The sequence below is a fragment of the Streptomyces sp. NPDC001100 genome, assembly GCF_053598575.1.
Genome location: NZ_JBSFKO010000064.1, coordinates 1 through 26,040, shown reverse-complemented (window position 1 = coordinate 26,040; position 26,040 = coordinate 1). Strand labels below are relative to the sequence as shown.

The window sequence follows — 26,040 nt, the reverse complement described above, 5'->3', positions numbered from 1 at the left end:
GCATGAGTGATGTCTGGTCCGCACTGTCCGAGGGCTTGGGGCCCACCGGGCGTGTCGCCCGGGACTGGCTGTCGGGACTGGGCCTCAACCCGGCCGCCCCGGCGGACGTACTGGTCAGCCTCTTCGACGCCGGAGAGGCGAGCTTTCTGTACCGTGCGGATCTTCCGCCTGAGGTGCTGGACGCGGCCGTGGTCCATCCGTCGCGAAACGTCTGGGGGAGGGCCGCGGAGAGCGGGAGTCTCTCGCGCGACCAGTGGGACAGGCTTCTGGCCGCCACCGCCGGGCTGCCCGTTCACGGGGTGCTGGCCGAGATGGCGGAGGAGCAGGATGACAGCCGCCGACGCGGCGCGCGCGTCGGCGTGGACCTGGCGCCGTCCCCGGAGTCCCGCCCGCCCGCCACACCGGCCGAGATCACCGCCATGGCCGGGACCGTCCCCGACATCACGGCGGACGACCGCAGTTACGCCCTGTGGTGGGTCGCGGCCCTGCACGACGACCCTGCCGCCATGAGGCAACTGGCCTCGTCCGCCAACCTGTTGATCCGCCGGAGCGTGGCCCGTGCCGTGCACCTTCCCCCCCGACGTCGTGGATCTGCTGGCCCACGACGAGGACCGCGTCGTACGGCTCTTCCTCACCGAGTCCTGTGACGACGCACCCGGAGACCTGCTCCTCGACGTGTGGTCCTGGTGGTCGGGCAGCTTCTCCTTCCCCGGCCGTCCGCGCAACCACCCCAACTTCCCCCGCGACGGCCTGCTGCGCTTCGCCGACGACCCGCGCCCGCGCATGCGTCTCCTCGCGCTCGACGATCCCGCGTCGGGCGAGGATCTCGTCGAGCGGTTCAGCCGCGATCCGGACAGCGAGGTGCGGGGGCGGGCGGCGGAAGACCGGCGACTGTCCCCGGACTCCGCGCTCAGGCTGGCCCAGGACACCGCCCCGGAGGTGTACCACCCGGCCCGGCGAAACCCGGCCCTGCCGCCGGCGTCCCTGGTGCTGCTGCTCCTCGACGAGCGCAGCGCCGTGGACGCCGCTCGGAATCCGGCCCTTCCCGTGGCCGTCATGCACCGCATGATCGCGCCGACGCGGCAGGGGCCCCACGCACCCGCGTGAAGCCCCTTGCCCCCGTGGGGAGTCGGGTGTCAGTGCCCGAAGTCGAACCAGTTCACGTTCACGAAGTCCGCCGGCTGGCCGCTGCTGAACGTGAGGTAGACATCATGGGTGCCGGTGACCGAGCTGATGTTCGCCGGGACCGTCTTCCATGACTGCCAGCCGCCCGTGTTGGCCAGTGCGAAGCTGCCGATCGGGGTCGCGGTCGGGCTGTCCAGGCGTACCTGGACCAGACCGCTGACCCCGCTCGCCGCACCGCTCGCGACCCGGCCGTAGAACTGGGTGGCTGCCGTGGAGCCGAAGTTGACGCCCTTGTAGAGCGCCCAGTCGCCGTTGGCTATCGAGCCGAGATCCTGGCCGCCGCCGGTGTCCGTGGTGGTCTCGGCGACCGTGCCGGACTGGCTGTCGTAGGACTCGGCCTGGATGGCGCTGTAGGCGTCCCGGTTGCCGGCCGGCGGGGTCGTGGTACCGCTCCCACTGCCCGTGGACTGGAGCACCTGGACGTAGTCCACCGTCATCGGGTGGTTGGGGTCGGTGGCGCTGGTGGGGCCGCCGCCGTACGCCGCCGGGAAGCCGCCGCCCATCGCCACGTTCAGGATGATGAAGAAGCCGTGGTTCGTCGCGTTGGCCCAGGTGGTCGCGTCGACCTGACTGGCGTTGACGGTGTGGAAGTTGACGCCGTCGAGGTAGAAGCGGATCTGCTCGGGGCTGGTGGACCGGTCCCACTCCATGGCGTAGGTGTGGAAGCCGGCCTGGCACGTGGTGCCGGTGCAGGCGGTGTTGCCGCCGATGCCGGTCGTCTCGTTGCACGGGCCGCCCGGGCTGGTGCCGCAATGCATCGTCGCCCAGTCGGTGTTGAGGCCCTGGACGTTCTCCATGATGTCCAACTCGCCCACGCTGGGCCAGTTCTGGTAGTTGCCGCGGTAGGGCGCGCCCAGCATCCAGAACGCGGGCCAGTAGCCGAGCGCCGACGAGCCCGTGACGTTCGGCATCTGGATGCGGGCCTCGACGCGCAGCTTCCCGCCGGCCGGCGGCTGGAAGTCGGTGCGGTTGGTCTCGATGCGGCCCGAGGTCCAGTTGCCGGAGGAGTCCCGGCGCGGGGTGATCAACAGGTTGCCGTTGCCGTCGAGCGCCACGTTGTTGGTGGAGGAGGTCATCGACTCGACCTCGCCGGTGCCCCAGTTGGCGGCGCCGCCCGGATACGAGGTCCCGGTGTCGTACTGCCAGTTGGTGGTGGAGACGCCGGTGCCGGCGGCGCCGTTGAAGTCGTCCAGGAAGACCTGCGTCCAGCCCGTGGGGGGCGTGGGCGCGGAGGCGTCCGCGGGCAGGGTGAAGGCCGTGGCGGTGGCGATCGCCAGGCCCAGGGTGCTGAGGGCGGCGATCAGAACACGCCGGAGGGGACGGGGTCTGCGCTGCGTGCCGGAGGTTTCACTCATGGGGGCCTCTCGGATACGGAGTGGGGGTGTGGGTGCCGCGCCTGCTGTCTGAGAGCGCTCTCACGCAGCGGGTGCGCGGTCAATGTGCTCTCCGCCACTCCGGTCGTCAAGAGGTGAAGCCGGCAAAGTCCTTTCGCCGTGCGGGAGTTCAGGTGATGAAGGCGGTGAATGCGGGTGAAAGAGGAGGTTTCCGCGCGGCCCCCGGCGGGCGGGGCGCGGGGGGAGCCGTGGGCCGACGAGTCGCGGAGCGTACTGTTCGACCACGGGAACCGGGCAGTCACGGAGGGGGCCGGCGACGATGGTGGCCGTGCGCATGGTGGCAACGGTGCTGGTCACATGGGTCACGCTGACCGTGCTCTTCCTCGCGCCCGGGGCCCTGCCCGAGGACTGGCAGTACTACGTCTACTCGCCGGCCGGCGTGGGACTGTGGATGCTGGCCATGCTCGTCGGACCTGTGGTGGTCTGCTTCGCCAAGTGGCCGTGGATCCGCTCGGGCGGCGGCTGAGCCCGCCCCACCGCGGGACGGGCGTTCGCCACCGCGGGACGGGCGCTCACCCGCGGCACGGCCTCAGACCGCGCTGCCCGCCTTCCAGTCCGCCCAGGACAGGTTCCACCCGTTGAGGCCGTTGTCCGCCGCGACCGTCTTCTCGCCGGAGTTCTTCACGATGACGACGTCGCCGAGCATCGAGCTGTCGTAGAACTTGTAGCCCGCCACCGACGTGTTGTTCGCGCCCTTGGCGTCGTGCAGGCCGACGCAGCCGTGGCTGGTGTTCTCGTGGCCGAACACCGAGGTGGACGCCCAGTAGTTGCCGTGCACGAAGGTGCCGGAGGTGGTCAGACGCTGGGCGTGCGGGACGTCGGAGATGTCGTACTCGTCGCCGAGCCCGACCGTCGAGGACTCCATGCGGGTCTGCTTGAACCGCTCGCTGATCACCATGATCCCGGACCAGGTGGTGTGCTGGGCGTTGCCGCCGCTGACCGGGTAGGTGGCCAGCGTCCTGCCGTCCCGCTTGACGACCATCTCCTTGCTGGACAGGTCCACGGTGCTGATCTGCTCGCGGCCGATGTGGAAGGTGACGTCCTTGGACTGGATGCCGTAGATGCCGTTCTGGCCCTCGACGTCCTTCAGCCGCAGGCTGAGCGTGATCTTCGTGCCGGCCGCCCAGTACGTCTCGGGGCGGAAGTCGAGGCGGGTGTCGCTGAACCAGTGGCCGACGATCTCGACGGCGGGCTCGGCGGTGACCGTGATCGCCTTCTGGACGGCGGCGCGGTCCTTGACGGCGTGCGTGAAGTTGATCGACACCGGCATGCCGACGCCGGAGGTCGAGTTCGCCTCGGGGGTGAAATAGCCGACGAAGGTCTCGCCGGGCGACTTGGTGGTGAAGGTCGCGGTCTTCGCGGCGGCGCCCTGCGCCTGCGCGGCGACCGTGTACTTCGTGCCCGAGTACGGGTTCTTCGTGGACGTCCACTTCGTCCTGGCGTCGTTGAAGGTCCCGGCGAGCGTGGAGCCGTCGTTGCCGGTCACCTTCACCGTGGCGAACGTGCCGTCGGTCACCGTCACCGTGACCGGCGCCGAGAAGTCGGCCTTCTTCGTGCCGTCGGCGGGCGAGACCGTGACGGTCGGTGTCTTCGCGGCCTTCACCGACGCCGTCGCCGACGCACCCCCGGACGAAGCGCTCTCCGCGGCGCCCGCCGAGCCGCTGCAACCGGTCAGCACGGCCGCCGGCACCACCCCGAGCACGGTGAGGATCCCTCGCCGGGACCACCTCTCCGACGGCTTCTCGGACCGGTTGGATATGTGCGACACGCCCACGGCAGGCCTTCCTCCATATGCCGCGTACACCCCTGGCCGTACGCGACGAGATCACCAGTGCCGTTGCATCCTGCGTCACTTCCCTGGGTTGAATCTTTGAATCCCAGGGCCCCAACCTGAGATTCCTCTGAAGAGAACCTGAAAGAAGGCCTGAAACCACGGTTGTCGGAGGCTCCGCGAGTGTGAACAGAGTATGAACGCACCGGCCGGTGCCCTGAGTATCCGGTGGGATCCCCGTCCCGCCATGGCTTCCCCATCAACCCGGTCGGAATAGTGAGGAAGGAACTGAAGGCGGAGTTCCGTTTCGGCGGCTCCGCGGCAGACCACGCCGGAGGTATTCGTGACCGAAGTCCGCAAGCGGCCCACCACGGCGATCGTCGGAGCGGGTGCGGCAGGCACCCTGACCGCCGTCCGGCTGTGCGAGACGGCCACCCGGCGCCGTACCCCCCTCGACCTGGTGCTGGTCGACCCGGCCCCGGAAGCCGGCCGCGGCACCGCCTACGCGACCCAGGACCCGCGTCACCGCCTCAACGTCCCGGCCGGCGGCATGAGTTGTTACCCCGACGCCCCCGGCCACTTCACCCGCTGGCTGTGCCGCCACGGCGAACCCACCGTCGGCGCCGCGGACTTCGCCACCCGTTACCGCTACGGCGCCTACCTCGCCGACACCCTCGCCCAGGCCGTCGTCCGCTCCCACGGCACCGTCTCCGTACGCCGGCTCCGCACCCGCGCGGAGAGCTGTACCGGCACCCCCACGGGCCCGGTGGAACTCCACCTCGCCGACGGGGGCCTCCTCACCGCCGACAGCGCCGTCCTCGCCACCGGCCCCGCCACCCCCACATCCGCCTGGGCCCCGCCCGCACTGCGCACCTCGCCCCGCTTCGTCAACTCCCCCTGGACACCCGGTGCGTTGGACGCCGTACGCGAGGACACCGCCGACCTCCTCCTCGTCGGCACCGGCCTCACCGCCGTGGACCTCGCCCTCACCCTCGACCACCCCGAACGCACCGTCCACGCCGCCTCCCGCGGCGGACTCCTGCCGCAGCCCCACGCGTTGGGACCGGCCGGCCCGATGGAGGCACCGAACTGGCCGCGCGACCTGACCCTGAGCGAACTGCGCCGCACCGTCTACCGGCACATCGGCCGCTCCGCTGCGCAGGAACGTGCTCGGGAAGACCAGCAGACCGGTCAGACTGACGGCGACGGTCAGCCCGGAGAACAGCACGGTACGGCCCGCCCGGGCCACCGTGCGGTGCACCGCCTCCACCACGTCCGGTGTCTCCCGGCGTTCCTCGCGGAAGCGGACCAGCATCAACAGGGCGTAGTCCACGGCGAGTCCGAGCCCCAGCATCGTGGTCACCTGGATCGCGTACACCGAGATGTCGGTGACCTGGCTGAAGGCGAACAGTGCCCCGAACGCCCCCGCGATCCCGCTGACCGCGATCACCAGCGGCAGCGCGGCGGCCCGCAGACCGCCGAACACCACCAGCAGCAGGGCGAGTACGACCGGCAGCGAGACCAACTCGGCGCGCTGCACGTCCCCTTGGGCCCGCTCGCCGAGCTGCTTCCCCAGCAACGGGCCGCCGCTGACATGGACTTCGGGCGCCTCTGTCTCCCGGATCCGGTCGGCCGCCGCGTCCACCGCGTGCTCCTCGGCGTCGTCGCCCAGGCCGCCCTTGAGCGTGACGGGGATCAGCAGCGCGCGCCCGTCCCGCGAGGTGAGGCCGGGTGTGGTGTACGGGTCCGGTACGGCGGCGACCCCGGCGAGCGCGCGGACGCCCGCCACGGCCCGCTCGACCCGGTCGCGCAGGGCGGGGTCGGAGACCGCGACGCCCGCCACGACACCGGTGACGGTCTCACCGTCCCGATCGACCCGGTCGAGATACCGCGCGGCCGACTCCGACTCGGTGCCCGGGACTTCGGGCACATTGTCGGACAGCCGCCCGAACACGCCCGTCCCCAGCCCGAACCCGAGCAGCAGGAAGAGCACCCAGACGCTGATCACGGTCAACGGACGGCGGGTCGCCGCCCGGGCGAGTGAGACGAGCACGGTCCCTCCCGGCGGGGCATCGGCATCGGACGACATGCGTCCCAGACTGGCGGGGGAGGGGGGGGCGCCGGATCGCCGGAGCGAGGGGTTTCGGCGGCTCGGTCGTACGGGCGAGACGGAGGTGCCCCTCACTCCCGCGGGGGAGGAATCCCCGCTCCCGGTAAGGGGGTTGGGAGCCGGCGTCAGCGGCTGTCCCGCCCGGTTCGCAGCAGGGCGGCGCCGAGCGGGGTCAGGGTGTGCAGGACAGTGTTGGCGTGGCGGTGGCTGGTGATCAGACCCGCGTCGCGCAGGACGGCCGTGTGATGGCTGGCCGTCGTAGGTGTCACACCGGCCAGGCGGGCGGCCTCGGTGGTGGTGGAGCCGGTCGCGCTGGCCCTCAGGATGGCGGCACGGGTGGGGCCGAGCAGCACGTTCAGGGGCGGGGAATCGGTGTGCGACTCCGTCTCCGGCCGGTGGTGGAGGGGGTAGAGCAGAACGGGCGGGAGCCCGGGGTCGGCCAGGGCGACGGGAGTGTGCCAGCAGAAGTGGGAGGGGATCAGGAGGAGTCCCTGCCCGTCGAGGTGGACGTCGCGGTGGTCCGGATACGGATCGATCTCCAGGACCGGCGGCCGCCAGCGGACCGTGGGGCTCAGTCCGTTGAGCATGCCCTCGGTCCCGGCGCGGAACAGGGTGTGGGCGTGCCGGGCCCGCTCGGCGTGCAGACGTTCCTGGATGGCCTCCTCGTGCGGGGCGATCACGGCACGGTGGTAGGCGCGCAGGGCGCCCACGAGCTGTTCGCGCAGGTCCCGCCCGGTGAGCCGGCCCGCCCAGGCCGGGGCACCGACGGTCCGGGTGAGCACGCCGACCTCGCTCGCGACCCGCTCGTACGGCGTCGCCAGAACGGCCTCAAGACCGGCGTCCAGCCCGTGGGCGCCCTCCAGTGGCGTCAGGAAGTCGGGGAAGTAGCTGGCGCGCGGGAAGAGCGGCAACAGGAAGGACTTCACCGTCCCTTCGAGCCCGGCCCGCCGCAACGAGTCGCACGCGGTGCGGAACCAGGGCGCGTAGGCCCAGCGGCCTTCACGGGTCTGGAGCCGGTGCAGACTGACCGCGATCTCCCAGAGCGCGTGCGGCTCGGTCGCCACTCTGACCCTGGCGAGGTCCTCCTGCGTGAAATGAAAGCGGAGCATCCGTTTCCCCGTCGGCCCCCGTTGTCGACCTGCGAAGTGTCATCGCACTCGCATGAGGATGACAGGGACATAACCAGCCCAGGAACATGAATTCCCGCCAGCGGCTGGCCAGTTGGCACCCTCCACGAGAAAGGCCACGGGATGTCCTCGTACGCGAAGGAGCACGACCGGAAGTCCGGCCGCACACCCCGCCGGGGCCGCAGAGCCCTCTTCGCCACGGCGATCGCCTTCGCCCTGGCGGCCCTGGGCCTGATCGCACCGAGTTCGGCGAGTGCCTCGGCGCAGGCGGCGTGGGACTGTCCGAGCGGTGATCTGTGCATCTGGACCGGTACCGCCGGCACGGGCAGCCGGTGCACGTGGACGAACGCCGACACGGACTGGTACAGCGCTCCCGTCGTGTGTTCCTGGGCCGACAACCAGGTCGTCGGGTCGGCCAAGAACAACGGCACGTCGTCCTCGTACGACTGGGTCGTCCTCTACGACGGTGCGAACTACGGCGGTACCACCTGCTACTTCATCGCGCAGCACGGCGGTACCTGGTCGAACCTCAACTACAAGCTCCGCTCGCACCGCTGGTCGTCCATCTGCTGACCGGCGGACGACGGATCGGCGGGCCCCGGAGCACCGGGACCCGCCCGACCCGTGCCGCTCGCGGCGGGCTCGTCAGGCCGCCCCCGGTGTCACCAGCCCCGTCTCGTACGCGCAGATCACCGCCTGCACCCGGTCCCGCAGCCCCAACTTGCCCAGCACATTGCTGACATGGGTCTTCACGGTGTGCTCGCTGACGAACAGGGTCGTCGCGAACTCGGCGTTGGACAGGGCCCGGGCGAGCAGCCGCAGCGTCTCCTCCTCGCGGGCGGTCAGGACCTCCAGGCGCCGGGGAGCGACCTCGGCGACGGACTCCGCGCGGCGCCGGCGCACGATGTCCGCGACCAGCCGCCGGGTCACCGTCGGCGCGAGCAGCGAGTCGCCGGCCGCGACCACCCGGACCGCGTGCACCAGGTCGTCACGGCGGACGTCCTTCAGGAGGAAGCCGCCGGCGCCCGCGTACAGCGCCTCGTACACGTACTCGTCCAGGTCGAACGTGGTCAGCATGACCACCCGGCAGGCGGACCGCGCGCACACCTGACGGGCCGCCTCCAGGCCGTCCATCACCGGCATACGGATGTCCAGCAGCAGCACGTCGGGCGCGTGCCGGCGCACCGCGGCGACCGCCTCGGCACCGTCCCCGGCCTCCGCGACCACCTCGATGTCCCGCTGCGCCTCCAGGATCATGCTGAAGCCGCTGCGCACCAGCTCCTGGTCGTCGGCCACCACCACCCGGATGCTCACCCCAGGGCCGCCCTGCCGGTCGGTGGCGACGGGCAGCCGTACGACGACCCGGAAGCCGCCGTCGGGACCGCGGCCGGTCTGCGCCGTGCCCCCGCAGGCCGCCGCCCGCTCCCGCAGTCCGATCGGCCCGTGCCCGCCCGCGGTCCCCGCGGGGCCCCGTCCGTCGTCCGTCACCGTCAGCACCAACTCGTCCTCCGTCCAGTCGAGTTCGACCGCGGCGGCCGAGGCGTGCGCGTGCTTGACGGTGTTGGTGAGCGCCTCCCGCACGACGCGGTAGACGGCGACCTCGGTGTCCGGGAGCAGCGGGCGCGGCTGCCCGCCCGCTCTCAACCCGACGCGCAGACCGGCCGATTCGCCGACCTGGCGAACCAGACCGGGCAGCGCGGCGATCCCCGGCTGCGGCCGGTGGCCCGAACTCCCGTCCCGGCGCTCCTCCTTGAGCACCCCGAGGATGCGCCGGAGCCGGGCCATCGCGTCCCGGCCCGCCCCGCGATCGCCTCGAACGCGGCCTCGGCCCGCTCGGGATCACTGCGGACGACCACCGGACCGGCCTCCGCCTGCACCACCATCAGGCTCACCGCGTGGGCCAGGATGTCGTGCATGTCCCGCGCGATCCGGGCCCGTTCCTGTGCCGTGGCCCGCGCGTTGTCGGCGGCCCGCTCGCGTTCCAGGCGCCGGGCGCGGTCCTCCAGGGCCGCGGTGTAGGCGCGCTGGACCCGGGCGAGGCTGCCGAGGCCGTAGGCGCACAGCACGCTCAGCAGATGGAAGGCGTACTCGAAGGGCTGGGCGTGCTCCTTGTGCTGCATGACCACGGACACGCCGGCCGGCCGGCCCGCGAGCATCAGCCGCCGCTGTCAGGGAAGGCACCGGGCGGCGACGGTGTACAGGACGACGAGACCGCCGTACCTCACGTCCGGCGGCGGGGAGTGGTACACCGCCATCGCGGGCGTGGCCGCCGACATCACCCACGCCGTCGCGAAGGGCGCCGCCCGCCGCCACACCAGCGGCACCGCCGTACCGGCCCCGAGCAGCCAGCCCTGCCAGCTGAGCGGATCACCGCCCTCGTCGGGAAAGAGCCACTGCAACGACACCGCGAACAGGACCAGCGCGGCGAGCGCGGAGTCGACGGTGTACGGATTGGCTGTCCTGAGCCGGGCGACGACCGGCGCGAACCAGTGCTGCACACGCATGAGCGGCTCCTCGGGGCAAGGGCCGTTCCGGTATCGCGACGTCACACCGGCAGGGCCTCGCCGGTGAGAGGGATATCCGCGCGGGCCCGGCGGATCCCGTCACGGCTCCGGCCGCCACCCGAGCGCCCGCGAGATCCCGCGCGCCGCGAGCCTGACCGCCGGGATCAACGCCGGTACCTGGGCGTTCACTTGAGGCACCACGACCGACACGGCCGCCACCACCGCACCGCCCGGTCCGCGCACCGGGGCGGCCACCGACAGCGCGTCGTCCGTGACCTGACGGTCGCTCACCGCCACGCCGACGCGCCGCACTTCGGCCAGCACCCGCCGCAGCCGTACCGGATCGGTGATCGTGTACGGCGTGAAGGACGCCAACTCGCCCGTGCAGTAGGCCTCTTGGAGGTCCGGTCGGTCGTGGGCCAGCAGGGCGAGGCCGACGCCGGTGGCGTGCAGGGGCCAGCGGGCGCCCACCCGGATGTGCACGCCGACCGCCGAACGGCCCGAGATCCACTCGGTGTAGACGACCTCCGTGCCGTCCCGCACCGCCAACTGCACGTTCTCGTGCGTCGATTCGTAGAGGTCCTCCAGGTAGGGCAGCGCCAGTTGGCGCAGGGCGAGGCCGCGGGGCGCCAGTGCCGCGATCTCCCACAGGCGCAGTCCCACGTGGTAGGCGCCGGACGCGTCCCGCTCCAGCGCGCCCCACTCGGTGAGGGCGCCGGCGAGCCGGTGTGCGGTGGTCAGGGTGAGCCCGGCCCGGCGGGCGATGTCGGACAGCGACAGGGCCGTGTGCTCGTGGTCGAAGGCGGCGAGCACGGCGAGCAGCCGGTCGGGAGCGGAGCGGGCGGTGTGCCCGGTGTGGGCGGTCGTGTCCGGCCGGGTGCTGGTCATCGCCGTACCTCCTTGTCCGGCGTCAGGCGAGTCCGTCCTCGGCGACCCGCTGCAACAGCGTGTGCAGGGTCTCCCGCTGGGCCGCGTCCAGCGGGCCGAGCAGTTCGTTCGTCACCCGCAGACCGGCCTCGTCCGTGTCGCGCAGGAAGCCGCGGCCGCCCTGTGTCAGGACCACGATGCGGCTTCGCCGGTCGTCGGGGGAAGGGCGGCGCTCGGCGAAGCCCAGCTTCTCCAGGTCGTCGACCAGTCCGACGATCGCGCTCGGGTCGTAGCCCAGCCGCGTGCTCAGCTCGCGCTGGAGGGTGCCCTCGGACGTGGCCAGGAAGCGGAGCAGCGCGTAGTGGCGCAGGCGCAGGCCCGACTCCTGGAGGAACGTGTTGAAGAGCTGGCCGGAGCGCAGGCCCAGCCGGTACAGGAGGTAGCCGGTGTCCGCGTGCAGCCCGCGCATCCACGGCTCGTGCGCGTCGATCGGGGGGTTCGCGGCGTGCTGCTGGCGGGCGATGGCGGGCTCCCTGGGTCGAGGCCCCGGGGTGGGGCGTGCGGTGGTACGGAGTCAGTGTGACGCACCTGGTCCGTCGGCAACAACTATTGACGTCAACAATTATTGCTCTTAGCTTCAATCTCGCGGCCGCACTCCGGTGGGGCCGGCAGCCGCATCGCCTTGTGAAGGGACTCGCTCGTGCCCAGCATCGATCTGACCGGCAAGGTCGCCGTCGTCACCGGCAGTGGCCGGGGCCTCGGCCTCGCCTACGCGCAGGCCCTGGCGGCCCACGGCGCGTCCGTGGTCGTCAACGACATCGACGAGGCGGTGGCCGACCAGGCCGTGAAGTCGATCGCCGAGGCGGGCGGCACCGCCGTCGCCGAGGTGGTCCCGGTCGGTACGACCGAGGCGGCCGAGCGGCTGGTGAACCGTGCCGTCGAGGAGTTCGGGCGGCTCGACGTCCTGGTCACCAACGCGGGCATCCTGCGCGACAAGGTGCTGTGGAAGATGACCGACGAGGACTTCGACGCGGTGATCACCACCCACCTCAAGGGCACCTTCACCTGCGCCCGCGCCGCCGCCGTACGGATGCGCGAACAGGGCGAGGGCGGCAGCCTGATCCTGGTCGGCTCCCCGGCCGGCCAGCGCGGCAACTTCGGCCAGACCAACTACTCCGCCGCCAAGGCCGGCATCGCCGCGTTCGCCCGCACCTGGTCCATGGAACTGGGCCGCGCCGGCATCACCGTCAACGCCATCGTGCCGGTCGCCGCGACCGCGATGACCGAGACGATCCCCGCCTTCGCCCCCTACATCGAGGCCATGAAGAACGGCGAGGCGCTGCCCGACTTCCTCCGCAAGGGCGAGGGCTTCGGCACCCCCGAGGACTGCGCCGCCCTCGTCCCCTTCCTCGCCTCCGAGGCCGCGCGCTCGATCACCGGCCAGGCCATCGGCATCGGCGGCGACAAGGTGGCACTCTGGTCCCACCCGCAGGAGATCAGCACGGCCTACGCCGACGGCGGCTGGACCCCCGACACCCTGGCCACCGCCTTCCCCACCTCGGTCGGCGCCGAACTCCAGTCGGTCGGCATCCCCGCACCGAAGCTGCCGGAGGCGTGATGACACCCCCCAAGGCCCCCATGGACATCGGCGAACTCGTCGCGATCGACGTCCACACCCACGCGGAGGTGTCGTCCAAGGGCCACTCCTCCCTGGACGACGACCTCCACGACGCCTCCTCCGCCTACTTCAAGGTCGAGGGCAAGCGGAAACCGACCCTGGAGGAGACCGCCGCCTACTACCGCGAGCGGAAGATGGCCGCCGTGATCTTCACGGTCGACGCCGAGTCCGCGACCGGCACCGAGCCCGTCCCCAACGAGGAGGTCGCCGAGGCCGCCGCCGCCAACGCCGACGTCCTCATCCCCTTCGCGTCCATCGACCCGTTCCGGGGCCGAGCGGGCGTCAAGCGGGCCCGGCGGCTGGTCGAGGAGTACGGCGTCAGGGGCTTCAAGTTCCACCCCAACATCCAGGGCTTCTTCCCCAACGACCGGGCCGTGGCCTACGACCTGTACGAGGTCATCGAGGAGACGGGCGCCATCGCCCTCTTCCACACCGGCCAGACGGGCATCGGCGCGGGAGTACCGGGAGGCGGCGGCATCCGCCTCAAGTACTCCAACCCCCTCCACGTGGACGACGTCGCCGCGGACTTCCCGCACCTCAAGATCATCCTGGCGCATCCGTCCTTCCCCTGGCAGGACGAGGCCCTCGCCGTCGCCACCCACAAGCCGGGCGTCCACATCGACCTCTCCGGCTGGTCGCCGAAGTACTTCCCGCCGCAGCTCGTGCAGTACGCGAACACCCTGCTCAAGGACAAGGTCCTCTTCGGCTCCGACTACCCCGTCCTCACCCCGGACCGCTGGCTCGCCGACTTCGAGAAACTCCCCATCAAGGACGAGGTCAGACCGAAGATCCTCAAGGACAACGCCGCCCGCCTGCTCGGGCTGATGTAAGGGACACCGGATGCGCAACGAGGGACTGGGGTCGTGGCCCGCACGCCGGGCCCGCAAGACCCCGCACCGTACGGCTCTGGTCCACGGCGGACGGCCGACGGTCGGCGGTGGACCGTCGGCGGGGCATAGTAGTTCGCCGGCCGTCTCCGGTAGTTCGCCGACCGTCACCGGTAGTTCGTCGACAGTCGACAGTGGATCGTCGACGGGCGGCAACGGCTCGTCGATGGACTACGGCACACTGCATACACGAACCACCCGCCTCGCCCACGCCCTGCGCGCCCGGGGCGTCCGCCGCGGCGACCGCGTCGCCTACCTCGGCCCCAACCACCCCTCCTACCTGGAGACCCTGTTCGCGGCCGGCATCCTCGGCGCGGTCTTCGTCCCCCTCAACACCCGCCTCACCACCCCCGAGATCGCCTACCAGCTCGCCGACTCGGGCGCCAAGGTCCTCGTCCACGGCCCGACGCACACCGCCCTCGTCGCCGGACTGCCGGGCAGCACCGACGTACGCGTCTACGTCGAAGTCGGCCCCGAATACGAGGAGTTGCTCGAAGCGGCGGCCGCCGAGCCGATCGACGAGCCCGTCACCGCCGACGACACCTGCGTCATCATGTACACCTCGGGCACGACCGGCCGCCCCAAGGGCGCCATGCTCACCCACGGCAACCTGACCTGGAACGCGCTCAACGTCCTCGTCGACACCGACCTGATCGCCGACGAACGCGCCCTGGTCTCCGCCCCGTTGTTCCACACGGCCGGCCTCAACATGCTCACCCTGCCGGTGCTGCTCAAGGGCGGCACCTGCGTCCTGGTCGAGTCCTTCGACCCCGACGCCACCTTCGACCTGGTCGAACGGCACCGGATCACCTTCATGTTCGGCGTGCCGACGATGTTCGACCAGATCGCCCGGCATCCCCGCTGGGCCGACGCCGACCTGTCCTCGCTGCGCATCCTCACCTGCGGCGGCTCCCCGGTCCCCTCCCCGCTGATCGCCGCCTACCAGGAGCGGGGCCTGACCTTCCTCCAGGGCTACGGCATGACGGAGGCCTCGCCCGGAACCCTGTTCCTGGACGCCGAACACGCGGTGAGCAAGGCGGGTTCGGCGGGCGTGCCGCACTTCTTCAGCGACGTACGGGTCGTACGGCCGGACCTCACCCCCACCGACGTCGGCGAGACCGGCGAGGTCGTGGTGCGCGGACCTCATGTCATGCCCGGCTACTGGGGGCTGCCCGAGGAGACGGCCGCGGTCTTCGCCGACGGCTGGTTCCGCAGCGGGGACGCGGCCCGCACCGACGACGACGGATACGTGTACATCGTCGACCGTATGAAGGACATGATCATCTCCGGTGGGGAGAACATCTACCCCGCCGAGATCGAGGACCTGCTCCTGACCCACCCCGACGTCGTCGAGTGCGCGGTCATCGGGGTCGCCGACGACAAGTGGGGCGAGGTGCCGCGAGCGGTCGTCGTACCGCGCGAAGGCGTATCGCTCGACCCCGACGACGTACTGGCCTCGCTGGCCGGCCGCCTGGCCAAGTACAAGATCCCCAAGTCGGTGGTGGTCGCGGACGAACTCCCGCGCACCGCCTCGGGGAAGCTCCTCAAGTCCCGGGTGCGCAAGCGCTACGGCACCAACTCTTAAGCAAGGGAAGCGACATGGGCATCACCGTCAACGGCCTCGACGAACTCAAGAAGCTCGCGGGCAGCGACCTCGGCACCAGCGAGTGGATCGAGGTCACCCAGGAACGCATCGACACCTTCGCCGACGCGACGGGCGACCACCAGTGGATCCATGTCGACCCGGAGAAGGCCGCGGCAGGCCCCTTCGGCGCGCCCATCGCGCACGGTTATCTGACGCTCTCCCTCTTCATCCCGCTCTTCACCGAACTGCTCGACGTCGAGGGCGTGTCCACGAAGGTCAACTACGGCCTGAACAAGGTGCGTTTCCCCGCGCCGGTCAAGGTCGGCTCGCGCATCCGGCTCGCCGCGAAGCTCGCCTCCGTCGAGGACGTACCGGGCGGAGTGCAGATCGCCGTCGACGGCACGATAGAGATCGACGGCGGGCCGAAGCCCGCCGCCGTCCTGCAGAGCCTCTCGCGGTTCTACGCCTGAGGGACCCGCACCGCTGCCACCGCTACTGCTGCTTGTACGAGTACACGCTGGTCGACACCACGCACACGCCAGGCTGCACGACCTCGGCCCGCAACGTCCCGCTGTTCACGTCGTAGTCGACGCCCTCCGCCTCGAACGTGCCCGTGCAGATGCTGCGTTGGGGCAGCGCGAACAGGCTCGTCACCGTGCCGGTGATCGGCCCGCCGTCCAGCTTGTGCGGCAGGTCGACCTGGAGGAGCGGGCGGATCTCGGGGAACTTGCTCCCCGACGCGTCGTCGGAGACGCACACCAGCCGGGTGTCCGTCACGAAGTCGCAGCCCTGGATGTCGTTCACCGTTCTGTCCAGGGTGATCTGCCCGGCCTGCGGCAGCGTGCCGCCCGTCGCCGGAGTGGACGGGTTGAGCAGGGGAGTGGGGAAGACCTGAAGTCTGGACTGGTCGCCCCACTCGCCCGACACCATCCACTGCGTGTCCGGCGAGATCGCGTCGAACGAGTTGTTGATCTTCTCGCCCGAGTCGAGCGGGTGGACGTACGTGTAGCGGGTCCCGGACGGCGTGGTGACCGCGAACATCTTGGACGTGCCCGTGTCGGCGGCCTGGTAGGCGTCGAAGACGTAGCCGTTCGCGATGTCCGGGTCACCGATGTGGTTCCAGCCCCGGGCGCGCAGGTCCAGGGGGATGGACGCCGGCCCGCGGTACAGCAGCGAGCCGTCCGCGCGCGACGCGACGCCCTCGCCGCCGCCGAGGCTGTCGGTGTAGGCCGTGCCGGTCTCCGCCCAGGTGGTCGCGGCGGCGGCCGAGGAGATGCTCACGCCGAGCGTGAAAGCCCCCAATAAGGCTGCGAGGACGGTGAGTTGACGCTTCATCAGTTACCTGCCAGGTCGACGAAGATGGGGTTGGAATAGAACCATGTGTCGGCCCACGGGTCACCGTTTCCGGGCTCGTGAGGGATCGGGCCGTGCGGGTCGACAGCGGCGCCGAGGTAGCCCGCGCCGTGCCGCTTCCCGTCGCTGCCGCGCAGCCGCAGGTAGAAGGACTCGTCCCCGACCGTCACCGGGATGCGCAGGGTGTACGTCCCCTTGCGGCCGCTCACGTCCGCCGTACGCACGACCTTCGTGTCCGGCGCCCGCCATGCGTCCCGGTCGGACACGGCGCCGCGCACCGCGCCCCGGATCACGTCCACGTGCGCCAACTCCGGCAGGATTCCCTGGGCGTTGGGGCGTGAGGCGGTCGTCACGGTGACGCTCAGCGTGAGCCGGTCGCCCTTGCGGACCCGCAGCCGGCCGCCCAGCGTGACGCCCCGGCCGCCGTCGCAGTCCCGCTTCAGGCGCACGTCGAGCCCGTCCAGCAGATGCCCGTGGTCGACCCAGACCCGGCCCGCGCGCATCCCCGCCATCACCGCGCCGTAGCCGTAACGGGTCACGCCGACGTGCGTGCGGCTGAACTCGCCCGGCCAGAAGTCGCTGCCGGGCTGCGGGGTGCCGGTCTGCACCGGGTCGGGCAGCTTCCCGGTGTTGTCGAAGTTCTGCCCCTCGGGCCACGCGCCGTTGGCCCAAGTGTCGTAGACCGTACGGTGGTTGTCGGAGTTCGTGGTGATCGAGAACAGTCGGCCCTCGGCCAGCATCGAGTCCCACAGCCCGCCGACGGTCGCCGTCGCCCAGTCGAAACCGCCGTACGTCACATACGCGTCCGCCGGATAACCGGCCCAGGACTGCGCCGACGGCTTGTTCTCGTACTCGCCGCGGATCGAGGTCGCACCTCGCCAGCCGGGCAGGGCCGCGCCCTGGGCGCCGGGCGCGCCCTCCATGCCGATCATGATCTCCGGGGCCGCGTCCCGCCAGGCCCGCATCTCGTGCGGGGAGTCGATGCCCAGGCGCAGCGGGTGGTTGGCGAGGACGAGGACGTCGTCGACGTAGCCCGAACGGCGTTGCTCGGCAAGCCACTTGACGGCCTTGACGGCGTGGGCCTCGTTGCGGGCGGTGTCCGTGGCACCGGCCGAGCCCTCGGTGTAGCCCAGCAGCTTGCCGTCGTAGGCGAGTTCGAACTGCGTGAGCAGGTCCACCTCGTGGCGGCCGGGTGCGGCGAACACCGTGCAGTGCTCGGCGGCCGGGATGTACCACTCCAGGCCCTGGAAGATCAGCTGGCGCGGGTTCTCTGCGCGCGCCTTGAGGATCTCGGCGTGCTCCAACTTCGCGCCGTAGGAGGCGTGTCCGAAGTTGGAGTGCTCGTTGAACACCATCCAGTCCAGGCCGTACCGCGCGGCGGCCTTCGCCTGCTGGGAGAACGTGTACTTGGCGTCGTGGCTGTAGACGGAGTGCACGTGGTGGTCGCCGACGAGGTAGGCGAGGCGCGGGTCGTTGCCGCCGTAGCCCCGCCCGGCCGCCACCGCGGGCGCGGCGAGCGGTCCCGCGCCGAGGGTGAACGCGGCGCCGAACAGGCCCGCGCGGCGCAGGAGTTGACGCCGGGAGACGCCCTGCGCGTCGAGGGCGGCGGGGGAGACGGACGGGTCGGCCCAGGTGGGCAGCTGCTGCTCGGTCATGATCTTCGGGAGTCCTCTGGAGGCTGTCAGTGGGTCATGAAGGAGGTCACGGGCAGCGCCCGGGAGACGATCCGGACGTCGCCGAGGCGGCCGTGCAGGATCTGGTCGATCTTGTCCGCGTACTCGTATCCGCCGAGCAGCCAGGGCAGGCCGACCGAGGTGAGGCCCACGGCGGCCGCCTTCGGATTGCGCACGATCGGGCAGCCGTCGACGAACAGCGTGGTGTGCCGGCCGTCGTTGACGACGGCGAGGTGGCACCAGGTCTCCAGCGGGGTCTCCTGGCCCCAGTTGCTGGCGATGCCCTCCTGGTTGAGCGGGCGTACCGCCCACTGCGGCTCGCGGTCGTTGGACAGGGAGAGCGTGGCGAGGGGCTCGTCGGGGTCGTCCGAGGTCTTGCCCGCGGCGCCGCCGGTACCGGTCCGGCTCACCAGCCCCGACCAGGCGTTGTGGTCGGGGTCCCAGTCGGCGGGCAGCCGGAAGAACGCCTCGATCGTGTAACCCCGCGCGAACGTCGCCGAGTTGAGCGGCGCACCGTCGACGGTCCGCAGGTACGCGCCCTTCAACGGCGACTTGTAACCCGTGAACTCCAGGCTGCCGTGGCCCGGTTGGTCGGGGTGGTGGTCGGCCGACCAGCCGAGCGTGCCGCCGTTCACGGAGACCACGGTGAGGTCGTTGCCCCGGCCGGACAGGTCACTGACGGTGCCGGAGACCGCGGACTCGAAGCGCCAGTAGGCGGCCGTGCCCGGGATCACCATCTTCGACGCGGGGCGCGCCGGACGGACCGGCACCGGGTCGAAGCCGGCGAAGCGGTCCGCGAAGTCGATGCCGACGGAGAACCGGTCGGCGTCGCCGCTGAGTTCGATCTCCTGCCGCTCCAGCTCGTTGAGGCCCTTCGCGGCCCGGCCCAGGATCCACGGCGACACCGTCTCCACGTCGATGACGTCGCGGTCCAGGTCGAAGTGGTAGAGGCGGATCATCGCCGCGCCGCCGAAGTAGCGGTTCTGATAGTTCGTCAGATGCAGGTGGACGTCGTTGCCCGCCGCGTTCTTGCGGGTCGCCCGCCCGGCCGGCCAGTAGTGGCCGTTCAGGGTCAGGAAGATCTGGTCGTGGTCCGCTATGAGCTGGTCCCACAGCTGCTGCCCGTAGTCCGACAACGTGTCGTCGTCCACGACCAGTTCGTGCGTGGTGAGGACGACCGGAGTCTTCGGGTGCCGCGCGATGACGTCCTTCGCCCACGCGTAGCCCTTCGCCGAAAGCCGCCAGTCCAGCGCCAGCACTAGCCACTCCCGCCCGGCCGCCCTGAACACGTGGTACGTGTTGTAGCCGTCCGAAGAGGCCCCGCCGAACGTGGACTTGTTCCTGAACCGCTGCGGGCCGAACGTGTCCAGGTAGGGCGACGCCCCGCGCTGGTCGTCCGTCGACGACTTGATGTCGTGGTTGCCCGCCAGCACGCTGTAGCCGACGCCCCGCCGGTCCAGCAGCTTGAACGCCTCCCCGATGGCGGCGAATTCGGGCACGGCCCCGTTCTGCGTCAGGTCGCCCAAGTGCGACAGGAAGACGATGTTGTCGTCCTTGCCGTGCTCCAGCAGATAGCGCAGCGAGGCCTCGATCGGCGCCTTGTCGATGCTCGGCCCGTCGAAGAGGTACTGGGTGTCCGGCATCACGGCGAGCGTGAAGCGTCGGCTGTCGGTGTCGGGCCGCCAAGTCGCCTTTGCGGAGGCCGAGTTCGGGGCCGCCTCGGCGACGCCCGGCAGCGCGACACCGGCCGTGGCGGCGGCACCGAGCAGCGCGGTGGCCCGCAGGAAACTGCGTCGCCCGGCACCGGCCTGGGCGCTCTCGCGCTGTTCGTCGTCGTGGTCATGCGAAGTACACACGTGTGCTCCGTGGGTAAGTGCTCGTGAAAGCTGGGGAGTTCGAAGCCGGGAAGTTCCGAACCGGTGGGTTCAGAGAACGCGCAGGGTCCAGCTCCAGCGATGGACACCCGGTGCGACGAGGTACTGCGGTGCGGTGTCGGGCCCGCACGAGGCCGTGCCCAACCCCCGGTGCGCCGCGTCGAGTTGCACCACGCAGGACGCGCGCGGCACCAGCTCGTCGTGATGCCGTACGGCGGTCAGGTCCTCGGCGCGATGGCGGGTCACCGAGACCTGGCGGGGCTCGTCGAGGTCGACCGTGAGACCGGTGGCGTCCGGTGCCGACAGCGTGAACCGCCGCACCCCGTTACGGCCGCCGCTCTCCTGCGGACGCAGATACGGGGTGAACAACTCGTCGACGGGGACCGAGTGGTGGCCCACGGGCGCGCCCGTACTGCGGTCGGGGTACGACTCCCACGGACCCCGGCCGAACCACTCCAGCAGATCAAGACCCGGCACCGTCTCGAACACGGTGCCCACCCGGGCCACGTCGTCGAACTCCTCGGGCAGCTCGGCCGACTCCTCGACCCGGACCCCGCCCGCGACCGGGGTGAACACCTGACAGTGCCGGACCACCCCCGTGGCCCCCGCGTACTCGGCGACCGTCGTCACCCGCTCGCCGTCCCGCCGTACCGAGACGACCTTGCGGACCAGCGAGTCCAGTCCCCAGGCCCGCCAGCGCGCGGCCGTCCCGCCCAACTCGTCGTTGTCGGTGGGCGCCCGCCACAGGGACAGGGTCGGCGCGACCGCCAGCAGCGGGTGGATCAGCAGCCCCTCGCCGTCGACCTCGATCCGGCCACTGCCCGCGGCGTAGCCGGACACGGGCTCCGCCGCCCGCAGCAGCACCTGGGGCGCGCACACCTCCGTGCCGCGCGGCGCCCACGTCTGGTCCTCGGCCGTGGTCACCCGCAGCGTCAGCCAGGCCTCGCCGCCGTCCTCCGGCAGTCCGAAGGGCAGGGGCACGGCCGCCGTCTCGCCCGGGCGCAGGGCGGGCAGTTCGGCCGGAGCGGTCAGCGTACGGCCGTCCGCGAGCGCCAACTCCCAAGTCCCGCAGAGCCATTCGAGGCCCCGGAAGTGCTGGTGGTTGCCGAGGACGATGCCCTCGTGCCGGAAGCACTCGATGCGCAGCGGCGCCGCGATCTCCCGGTGCTCGAACATCACCGGCTTCGGCGTCCGGTCGGGAAACACCACCCCGTCCGCGATGAACGCGCCGTCGTGGATGGCCTCGCCGAAGTCACCGCCGTACGCCCAGCGGTGACCGGGCGCGGCGACACCGTTGTCATAGAGTCCGGCGCCCGCGCGGCCGGTGGGTCTTCCGTCGCTCACACGCTGCAGGATTCCGTGGTCCCAGAACTCCCAGATGAAGCCGCCCTGAAGACCCGGGGTTGACTCGATGGCGGCCCAGTGGTCCGCGAGGGTCCCGTTGCTGTTGCCCATCGCGTGCGAGTACTCGCACTGGATCAACGGCTTCGTCTGCTCACCGGACAACGCGTGCGCGACACAGTCCTCCAGCGGCGCGTACATCGGACACGCGATGTCGGAGGCGAGATCCGGATCGGCCCAGCCGCGCTTGGCGGCACCCTCGTACTGGATCGGTCTGGTGGGGTCGTGGCGCCGGACCCAGCCGGCCGCCGCGTCGTGGTTGGCGCCGTAGTCGGACTCGTTGCCGAGCGACCAGACGATGATCGACGGGTGGTTCTTGTCCCGCAGCACCATCCGCGAGACACGGTCCACGAACGCGTTCAGGTAGCGCGGGTCGTCCGCGATCTCGTGCGCGTGGTCGTGCGACTCGATGTCCGCCTCGTCGACGACATACAGCCCGAGCTCGTCGGCGAGGTCGTACAGCGCCGGGTCGTTCGGACAGTGCGAGGTGCGGACCGCGTTGAACCCGAACCGCTTCAGCAGCACCAGATCCGCCCGCATGTCGTCGTACGACACCGTCCGGCCGGTCAGCGGATGGAAGTCGTGCCGGTTGACGCCCCGGATGAACACCCGCTCCCCGTTGACGAGCAGGTCCCGCCCGACGATCTCCACGTCACGGAAACCGATGCGCCGGTACGAGGTGTCGGCGACCGTTCCGTCGGCCCGGTGCAGCCGGACGGTCAGGCCGTACAGCTCGGGCGTCTCGGCGTTCCAGGTGCGCACCTCGGGGACGGTGGCCCTGATCCGGGCCTCGCCGAGGAAGTCGGAGACGCGGTCGTCCTCGGTGTTGAGGCGGTCGAACTCCCCGTCCTGGGCGAGGAGTCGGCCGTCGAGATCACCGCTGATCCACCACCCGGCGGGCAGCGCACCGCCCGCGTCCCGTACCTGGCAGTCGACTTGGAGCTCCCCGTCGTGGCGCGCCCGCACGGTCACGTCGGCGAGATGCAGCGGGTCGGTCGCGTACAGCAGCACCGACCGCGTGATGCCCCCGTGCCACCATTGGTCCTGGTCCTCGATGTGCGAGGCGTCCGACCACTTGATCACCGTCAGCCGCACGGTGGCGCGCTCGCCGGGACGTACGACGTCCGAGAGGTCGAAGTCGGCGGCCAGGTGGGAATCCTTGGAGATGCCGACGGGCCGCCCGTCCACGTGCACGAGCAGCACGCTCTCGGCGGCGCCGACCTGGAGCACGATGCGCCGGCCGGCCCACTCGGCCGGGACGTCGATCTCCCGCTCGTACACACCGGTGGGATTGTCGGCGGGCGACAGTGGAGGGAATTCCGCATACGGCATACGGACGTTCGTGTACTGCGGAAGGTCGTCCGTGTCCTGCATGGTCCATACGCCCGGCACGTATGCGGACGACCAGGCGTCCGCGAGCGGGGCGTCCGGCGCCGGCAGCAACTGGAAGCGCCAGTCGCCGTCCAGAGGGAGCGCTCCGGTGCGCCGGTCGACGGCGTTCATGGGGAGCCGTGCCCAGGAGGTCAGCTCGGGTGCCTCCCAGGGGCGGAGGGCGATCAGGGGATCGGCGGGCCGGGGCCCGTGGATCGACGGATCGTTCATCGGCGGATGGCTCCCTTGTCGGTCGGGGTGCGCGGCATGACGGGGGGCGGGGGTGGCGTGACGGGTCCGGGCAGGACCCGTCCGGCCAGGCCCCAGTCCGGGTCGACGGGGATGCCGAGCCGGTCCAGGACGGTGGGGGCGATGTCGACGAGCCGGGGCGAGTCGAGCCGGGTGCCGGCGGGCGTGCCGGGCTCGGCGAGGACGACGAACACCTCGCGCTCGGCGAGGGTGTCGCCGCCGTGGCCGCCCGTGTCGAGGTGCCCGTGGTCGGTGGTGACCAGCACGGTCCACCGTTCGCCGGAGGGCCGTGCGTCGAGCGCCGCGAGCAGCCGCCCCAGATGGGTGTCCTGGGCGAGAAGAGCGTGGTCGTAGGCGGCGGAGAGGGGGCCCGTGGCGTGACCGGCCTCGTCGGTGGCGCCGAAGTACACGAACACCAGGTCGGGGTCGTCCTCGGTGAGCCAGCGCAGGGCGGTGCGGACGACGAGCTCGTCCGCGGTCGCGTAGCCGTCGCTCTCGCCGTCGTGGTGCACCCGCCGCCCGACGGCGGGGCCGAGGACACCGCGGTGGACCAGCTCCGGCCAGGACACTGCGGCGGCGGTGCGCAGACCGGGGCGGGCGAGGGCCGCGCGGCTGAGGAAGTCGGGGTGGCGGGCGTAGTCGGCGCCCGCGAAGTCGTTGCCGGTGACCCCATGCCGGTCGGGCCACACCCCGGTCAGCACGCTGGACCAGCCGGGCCCGGAGTCGGTGTAGGCCATGCTCGTCCACGGTCCCCCCTCGGCCTGGCCGTCGGCCTCGCCGTACGGCAGCAGGCTGGTGCCGTGGGCGCCCCCGGCCAGCAGGCCGTGCAGGACGGGGGCGTGGGCCGCGGAGCGGACCAGCCGGTCGTGCCGCAGTCCGTCCATGCCCACCACGAGCACCTTGCCGCGCGGGGTGCCGCCCCGGTCGGCGGACCCCTGGCTCTGCGCCGCCCGCGTCCGCTCGGCGTCGGTGTCCGTCACCGGATCCCTCCTCTGTCCTGCGCGTACCGCTGTCTGTGCGTACCGCGCGGGCCGGGGCGGCCCGCGCGGGTCAGGTGCCCTGCACCGCGCCCTCGGTGGCGCCCGCGATGAAGCCGCGGGCGAAGACGGCGAAGACCAGCACCAGCGGGAGCGACGCCATCAGCACCCCGGCCATGACCATGCTGTAGTCGGTGGTGTGGCCGACGTTCAGCTGGGCCAGCTCCACCTGGAGGGTCACGTGGTCCGGGTTGGTGAGCACGATGAGCGGCCAGACGTAGTCGTTCCAGGCGCCGACGAAGGCGTAGATCGCGAGGAAGGACAGCGCGGGCCTGATCATCGGCAGCGCGATGTTCCAGTACTGGCGGAAGAACCCGGCGCCGTCGATGCGCGCGGCGTCGAGGAGTTCGTCCGGCACGCCGTTCTCGATGTACTGGCGCAGCCAGAAGATGCCGAAGGCGTTGGCCAGGGCGGGCGGGATCAGCGCCTTGAGCATGCCCACCCAGCCGATGTTCGACATGAGGATGAACTGCGGCAGGATCGCCAGTTGCAGCGGCAGCATCATGAACAGCAGCAGCGTGCCGAAGAGCACCTTGCGGCCGGGGAAGTCGAACTTGGCGAAGGTGAAGGCCGCCAGCGAGTCGACGAACAGCACCAGGACGGTGGTGACGGTCGCGACGACGACCGTGTTGAGCATCGACCCGAAGAAGTCGATGGTGTTCAGCACATGCCGGATGTTCTCCAGCAGATGGGAGCCGAAGGTGAACTTCGGCGGGCTCTTGTAGATGTCCTGGGTGGTGTTGGTCGCCATGACGATCGTCCACACGAACGGGAAGACCGAGAGCAGGACGGCCGCCATGAGGATGATGTGCGCGGTCAGGCCCTTGGGGCGGCGCAGCCGCCTCGCGCGCGGGGCCGGCCGGGTCGGCTCGGCTGTCGGCTCGGCTGCGGTGTCGGCTGTGGTCACGGCTTCCTCCCTCGTTGGGTGATGCGCCAGTTGACGGCGACGAGGACGATGATCAACAGGAAGAAGGCCCACACGATGGCGGCGCCGTAGCCGTAGTCGTTGTTGAGGAAGGCCGACTGGTAGAAGTACAGCAGCGTGGTCAGACCGGCCTGTCCGGGGCCGCCGAGGTTGGCGTTGGCGGCGTTGCTGGCGAACAGCACCTGGGGTTCGCTGAAGCTCTGCAGGCCGTTGATGGTCGAGATGATGACGGTGAACAGGATGATCGGCCGCAGGATCGGGACGGTGATCTGGAAGAACGTGCGGACCGGGCCGGCGCCGTCCACCTTCGCCGCCTCGTAGATGGAGGTCGGGATCGCCTGCAGACCGGCAAGGTAGATGATCATGTTGTAGCCGGTCCACATCCACGTCATCAGCAGCGCGATGACCACCTTGATCAGCCACGGGTTGCTCAGCCACGGCACCGGCGAGATGCCGACCGTGCCGAGGATCGCGTTGACCAGGCCGAAGTTGTTGCTGAACACCGCGCCGAAGAAGATCGCCACGGCGACGATCGAGGTGACGTTCGGTACGTAGAGGGCGATCCGGTAGAAGCCCTTGAAGCGGCGTACCGAGTGCAGCAGCGTGGCCAGCACCAGGGCGCCCAGCAGGGTGGGCACCGTGGACAGCACCCAGATCACCAGGGTGTTGCGGATCGACAGCCAGAAGACCGGGTCCGACCACAGGAACCGGAACTGCTGCAGGCCCACGAACTGCTTGTCGCCGAGGCCGTCCCAGCGCTGGAAGGCCAGGTACAGCGAGTAGAACACCGGGAAGAAGGAGAACGCGGCGAAGATCAGGTAGAAGGGCGAGATCGCCAGGTACTGCCGCCAGTACGCCAGCGGGCCGCGCCGCTTCGGGCGGACGGTGCCGACGGGGGTGGCGCGCCGGGGACGGAACCGGGCCGGGCCCGGCCCGCGGGGGGGGGGGGGCCCCCCCGGGGCGGGCGGCCGCGGCGGGGGGGGGGGGGGGGGCCCGGGATACATCCGCAGGCGGGGTTGGAAGTATGTGTTGGGGGGGGTGGGGGGTGT

Annotated in this window: 21 protein-coding genes and 3 pseudogenes; 9 read left to right on the top strand and 15 right to left on the bottom strand. The window is 71.1% G+C overall.

The features are described 5' to 3' along the window. Positions 1-2 precede the first annotated feature (2 nt). Both ACWDEW_RS46770 and ACWDEW_RS46765 read left to right on the top strand, forming a co-directional pair. Positions 3-647 carry a hypothetical protein gene (locus ACWDEW_RS46770; RefSeq protein ID WP_450522162.1) on the top strand — a complete coding sequence of 215 codons (645 nt, stop codon included), beginning with the start codon at positions 3-5 and terminating at the stop codon, positions 645-647. Further along, positions 586-1,107, top strand: coding sequence for a hypothetical protein (locus tag ACWDEW_RS46765; RefSeq protein ID WP_450522160.1), 522 nt, complete (start codon positions 586-588; stop codon positions 1,105-1,107). The genes ACWDEW_RS46770 and ACWDEW_RS46765 overlap by 62 nt, the downstream gene beginning before the upstream one ends. Before the next feature lie 29 nt (positions 1,108-1,136). Here the strand turns inward: ACWDEW_RS46765 and ACWDEW_RS46760 are convergent, their stop codons facing one another. Then, entirely contained in the window at positions 1,137-2,540 is a 1,404-nt protein-coding gene (locus ACWDEW_RS46760; RefSeq protein ID WP_450522158.1) for a glycoside hydrolase family 16 protein, read from the bottom strand. Positions 2,541-2,853: 313 nt separating this feature from the next. Here ACWDEW_RS46760 and ACWDEW_RS46755 point away from each other — a divergent pair, with 313 nt between their 5' ends. After that, entirely contained in the window at positions 2,854-3,045 is a 192-nt protein-coding gene (locus ACWDEW_RS46755; RefSeq protein ID WP_450522181.1) for a hypothetical protein, read from the top strand. 63 nt (positions 3,046-3,108) lie between these two features. Here ACWDEW_RS46755 and ACWDEW_RS46750 read toward each other — a convergent pair whose 3' ends face one another. Further along, positions 3,109-4,353, bottom strand: coding sequence for an Ig-like domain-containing protein (locus ACWDEW_RS46750; RefSeq protein ID WP_450522156.1), 1,245 nt, complete (start codon positions 4,351-4,353; stop codon positions 3,109-3,111). A 340-nt stretch (positions 4,354-4,693) separates the two neighbouring features. On the opposite strand from ACWDEW_RS46750, the pseudogene ACWDEW_RS46745 reads away from it, so the two are divergent. After that, positions 4,694-5,503, top strand: a pseudogene (locus tag ACWDEW_RS46745) (FAD/NAD(P)-binding protein); the annotation flags it as partial. Here the strand turns inward: ACWDEW_RS46745 and ACWDEW_RS46740 are convergent. Together ACWDEW_RS46740 and ACWDEW_RS46735 are read right to left on the bottom strand one after the other, a co-directional pair. After that, positions 5,504-6,403, bottom strand: a pseudogene (locus tag ACWDEW_RS46740) (MMPL family transporter); the annotation flags it as partial. A 182-nt stretch (positions 6,404-6,585) separates the two neighbouring features. Continuing rightward, complete coding sequence (locus tag ACWDEW_RS46735) at positions 6,586-7,569, bottom strand: DUF5937 family protein (protein ID WP_450522154.1); 984 nt, start codon at positions 7,567-7,569, stop codon at positions 6,586-6,588. Between the two features lie 141 nt (positions 7,570-7,710). Between ACWDEW_RS46735 and ACWDEW_RS46730 the strand changes: the two genes are divergently transcribed. Further along, positions 7,711-8,160: a peptidase inhibitor family I36 protein gene (locus ACWDEW_RS46730; RefSeq protein ID WP_450522152.1), complete on the top strand. Its 450-nt coding sequence runs from the start codon at positions 7,711-7,713 to the stop codon at positions 8,158-8,160. A gap of 72 nt (positions 8,161-8,232) precedes the next feature. On the opposite strand, the gene ACWDEW_RS46725 is transcribed toward ACWDEW_RS46730, so the two are convergent. The 4 genes and pseudogenes from ACWDEW_RS46725 to ACWDEW_RS46710 form a co-directional block, all read right to left on the bottom strand. Continuing rightward, positions 8,233-8,901 carry a response regulator gene (locus tag ACWDEW_RS46725; RefSeq protein WP_450522179.1) on the bottom strand — a complete coding sequence of 223 codons (669 nt, stop codon included), beginning with the start codon at positions 8,899-8,901 and terminating at the stop codon, positions 8,233-8,235. Further along, a pseudogene (locus ACWDEW_RS46720) lies at positions 8,902-10,091 on the bottom strand (sensor histidine kinase); the annotation flags it as partial. A gap of 99 nt (positions 10,092-10,190) precedes the next feature. Then, positions 10,191-10,979 (bottom strand): IclR family transcriptional regulator, encoded by a 789-nt coding sequence (locus ACWDEW_RS46715; protein ID WP_450522150.1) that lies wholly within the window; start codon positions 10,977-10,979, stop codon positions 10,191-10,193. Between the two features lie 22 nt (positions 10,980-11,001). Then, positions 11,002-11,427: a MarR family winged helix-turn-helix transcriptional regulator gene (locus ACWDEW_RS46710; protein ID WP_450522148.1), complete on the bottom strand. Its 426-nt coding sequence runs from the start codon at positions 11,425-11,427 to the stop codon at positions 11,002-11,004. A 231-nt stretch (positions 11,428-11,658) separates the two neighbouring features. Here ACWDEW_RS46710 and ACWDEW_RS46705 point away from each other — a divergent pair, with 231 nt between their 5' ends. From ACWDEW_RS46705 to ACWDEW_RS46690, 4 genes are read left to right on the top strand one after another with little or no spacing between them, the layout of a single operon-like run. After that, entirely contained in the window at positions 11,659-12,576 is a 918-nt protein-coding gene (locus tag ACWDEW_RS46705) for an SDR family NAD(P)-dependent oxidoreductase (protein WP_450522146.1), read from the top strand. 20 nt (positions 12,577-12,596) lie between these two features. After that, positions 12,597-13,466, top strand: coding sequence for an amidohydrolase family protein (locus ACWDEW_RS46700; RefSeq protein ID WP_450522177.1), 870 nt, complete (start codon positions 12,597-12,599; stop codon positions 13,464-13,466). Positions 13,467-13,476: 10 nt separating this feature from the next. Next, entirely contained in the window at positions 13,477-15,108 is a 1,632-nt protein-coding gene (locus ACWDEW_RS46695; RefSeq protein WP_450522144.1) for an acyl-CoA synthetase, read from the top strand. 14 nt (positions 15,109-15,122) lie between these two features. Beyond that, a complete protein-coding gene (locus tag ACWDEW_RS46690; protein WP_450522142.1) occupies positions 15,123-15,578 on the top strand; it encodes a MaoC family dehydratase in 456 nt (151 codons plus the stop codon). Between the two features lie 22 nt (positions 15,579-15,600). Here the strand turns inward: ACWDEW_RS46690 and ACWDEW_RS46685 are convergent, their stop codons facing one another. The 7 genes from ACWDEW_RS46685 to ACWDEW_RS46655 all read right to left on the bottom strand — a co-directional run bounded on the left by ACWDEW_RS46685 (position 15,601) and on the right by ACWDEW_RS46655 (position 25,779). Then, positions 15,601-16,443 carry a hypothetical protein gene (locus ACWDEW_RS46685; RefSeq protein ID WP_450522140.1) on the bottom strand — a complete coding sequence of 281 codons (843 nt, stop codon included), beginning with the start codon at positions 16,441-16,443 and terminating at the stop codon, positions 15,601-15,603. Continuing rightward, on the bottom strand, positions 16,443-18,116 hold the full coding sequence (locus ACWDEW_RS46680; RefSeq protein WP_450522139.1) for a histidinol-phosphatase: 1,674 nt from the start codon (positions 18,114-18,116) through the stop codon (positions 16,443-16,445). The genes ACWDEW_RS46685 and ACWDEW_RS46680 overlap by 1 nt, the downstream gene beginning before the upstream one ends. Before the next feature lie 26 nt (positions 18,117-18,142). After that, positions 18,143-19,990, bottom strand: a complete 1,848-nt coding sequence (locus ACWDEW_RS46675) for a LamG-like jellyroll fold domain-containing protein (RefSeq protein ID WP_450522138.1) — start codon at positions 19,988-19,990, stop codon at positions 18,143-18,145. A 69-nt stretch (positions 19,991-20,059) separates the two neighbouring features. After that, positions 20,060-23,011 (bottom strand): glycoside hydrolase family 2 TIM barrel-domain containing protein, encoded by a 2,952-nt coding sequence (locus tag ACWDEW_RS46670; RefSeq protein ID WP_450522136.1) that lies wholly within the window; start codon positions 23,009-23,011, stop codon positions 20,060-20,062. Then, entirely contained in the window at positions 23,008-24,009 is a 1,002-nt protein-coding gene (locus tag ACWDEW_RS46665; RefSeq protein WP_450522134.1) for an alkaline phosphatase family protein, read from the bottom strand. Before ACWDEW_RS46665 ends, ACWDEW_RS46670 begins: the two co-directional genes overlap by 4 nt. A 70-nt stretch (positions 24,010-24,079) precedes the next feature. Beyond that, positions 24,080-24,973, bottom strand: coding sequence for a carbohydrate ABC transporter permease (locus tag ACWDEW_RS46660; RefSeq protein ID WP_450522132.1), 894 nt, complete (start codon positions 24,971-24,973; stop codon positions 24,080-24,082). Further along, complete coding sequence (locus tag ACWDEW_RS46655) at positions 24,970-25,779, bottom strand: carbohydrate ABC transporter permease (protein WP_450522130.1); 810 nt, start codon at positions 25,777-25,779, stop codon at positions 24,970-24,972. The genes ACWDEW_RS46660 and ACWDEW_RS46655 overlap by 4 nt, the downstream gene beginning before the upstream one ends. Between the last annotated feature and the right edge of the window lie 261 nt (positions 25,780-26,040).

What these genes read in the sequence shown, in the direction of transcription:
- ACWDEW_RS46690 (WP_450522142.1), top strand. Translation starts at nt 15,123, where the DNA reads ATGGGCATCACCGTCAACGGCCTCGACGAACTCAAGAAGCTCGCGGGC.
- ACWDEW_RS46770 (WP_450522162.1), top strand. Translation starts at nt 3, where the DNA reads ATGAGTGATGTCTGGTCCGCACTGTCCGAGGGCTTGGGGCCCACCGGG.
- ACWDEW_RS46680 (WP_450522139.1), bottom strand. Translation starts at nt 18,116, where the DNA reads ATGACCGAGCAGCAGCTGCCCACCTGGGCCGACCCGTCCGTCTCCCCC.
- ACWDEW_RS46735 (WP_450522154.1), bottom strand. Translation starts at nt 7,569, where the DNA reads ATGCTCCGCTTTCATTTCACGCAGGAGGACCTCGCCAGGGTCAGAGTG.
- ACWDEW_RS46715 (WP_450522150.1), bottom strand. Translation starts at nt 10,979, where the DNA reads ATGACCAGCACCCGGCCGGACACGACCGCCCACACCGGGCACACCGCC.
- ACWDEW_RS46755 (WP_450522181.1), top strand. Translation starts at nt 2,854, where the DNA reads ATGGTGGCAACGGTGCTGGTCACATGGGTCACGCTGACCGTGCTCTTC.
- ACWDEW_RS46670 (WP_450522136.1), bottom strand. Translation starts at nt 23,011, where the DNA reads ATGAACGATCCGTCGATCCACGGGCCCCGGCCCGCCGATCCCCTGATC.
- ACWDEW_RS46695 (WP_450522144.1), top strand. Translation starts at nt 13,477, where the DNA reads ATGCGCAACGAGGGACTGGGGTCGTGGCCCGCACGCCGGGCCCGCAAG.
- ACWDEW_RS46760 (WP_450522158.1), bottom strand. Translation starts at nt 2,540, where the DNA reads ATGAGTGAAACCTCCGGCACGCAGCGCAGACCCCGTCCCCTCCGGCGT.
- ACWDEW_RS46730 (WP_450522152.1), top strand. Translation starts at nt 7,711, where the DNA reads ATGTCCTCGTACGCGAAGGAGCACGACCGGAAGTCCGGCCGCACACCC.
- ACWDEW_RS46700 (WP_450522177.1), top strand. Translation starts at nt 12,597, where the DNA reads ATGGACATCGGCGAACTCGTCGCGATCGACGTCCACACCCACGCGGAG.
- ACWDEW_RS46710 (WP_450522148.1), bottom strand. Translation starts at nt 11,427, where the DNA reads ATGCGCGGGCTGCACGCGGACACCGGCTACCTCCTGTACCGGCTGGGC.
- ACWDEW_RS46685 (WP_450522140.1), bottom strand. Translation starts at nt 16,443, where the DNA reads ATGAAGCGTCAACTCACCGTCCTCGCAGCCTTATTGGGGGCTTTCACG.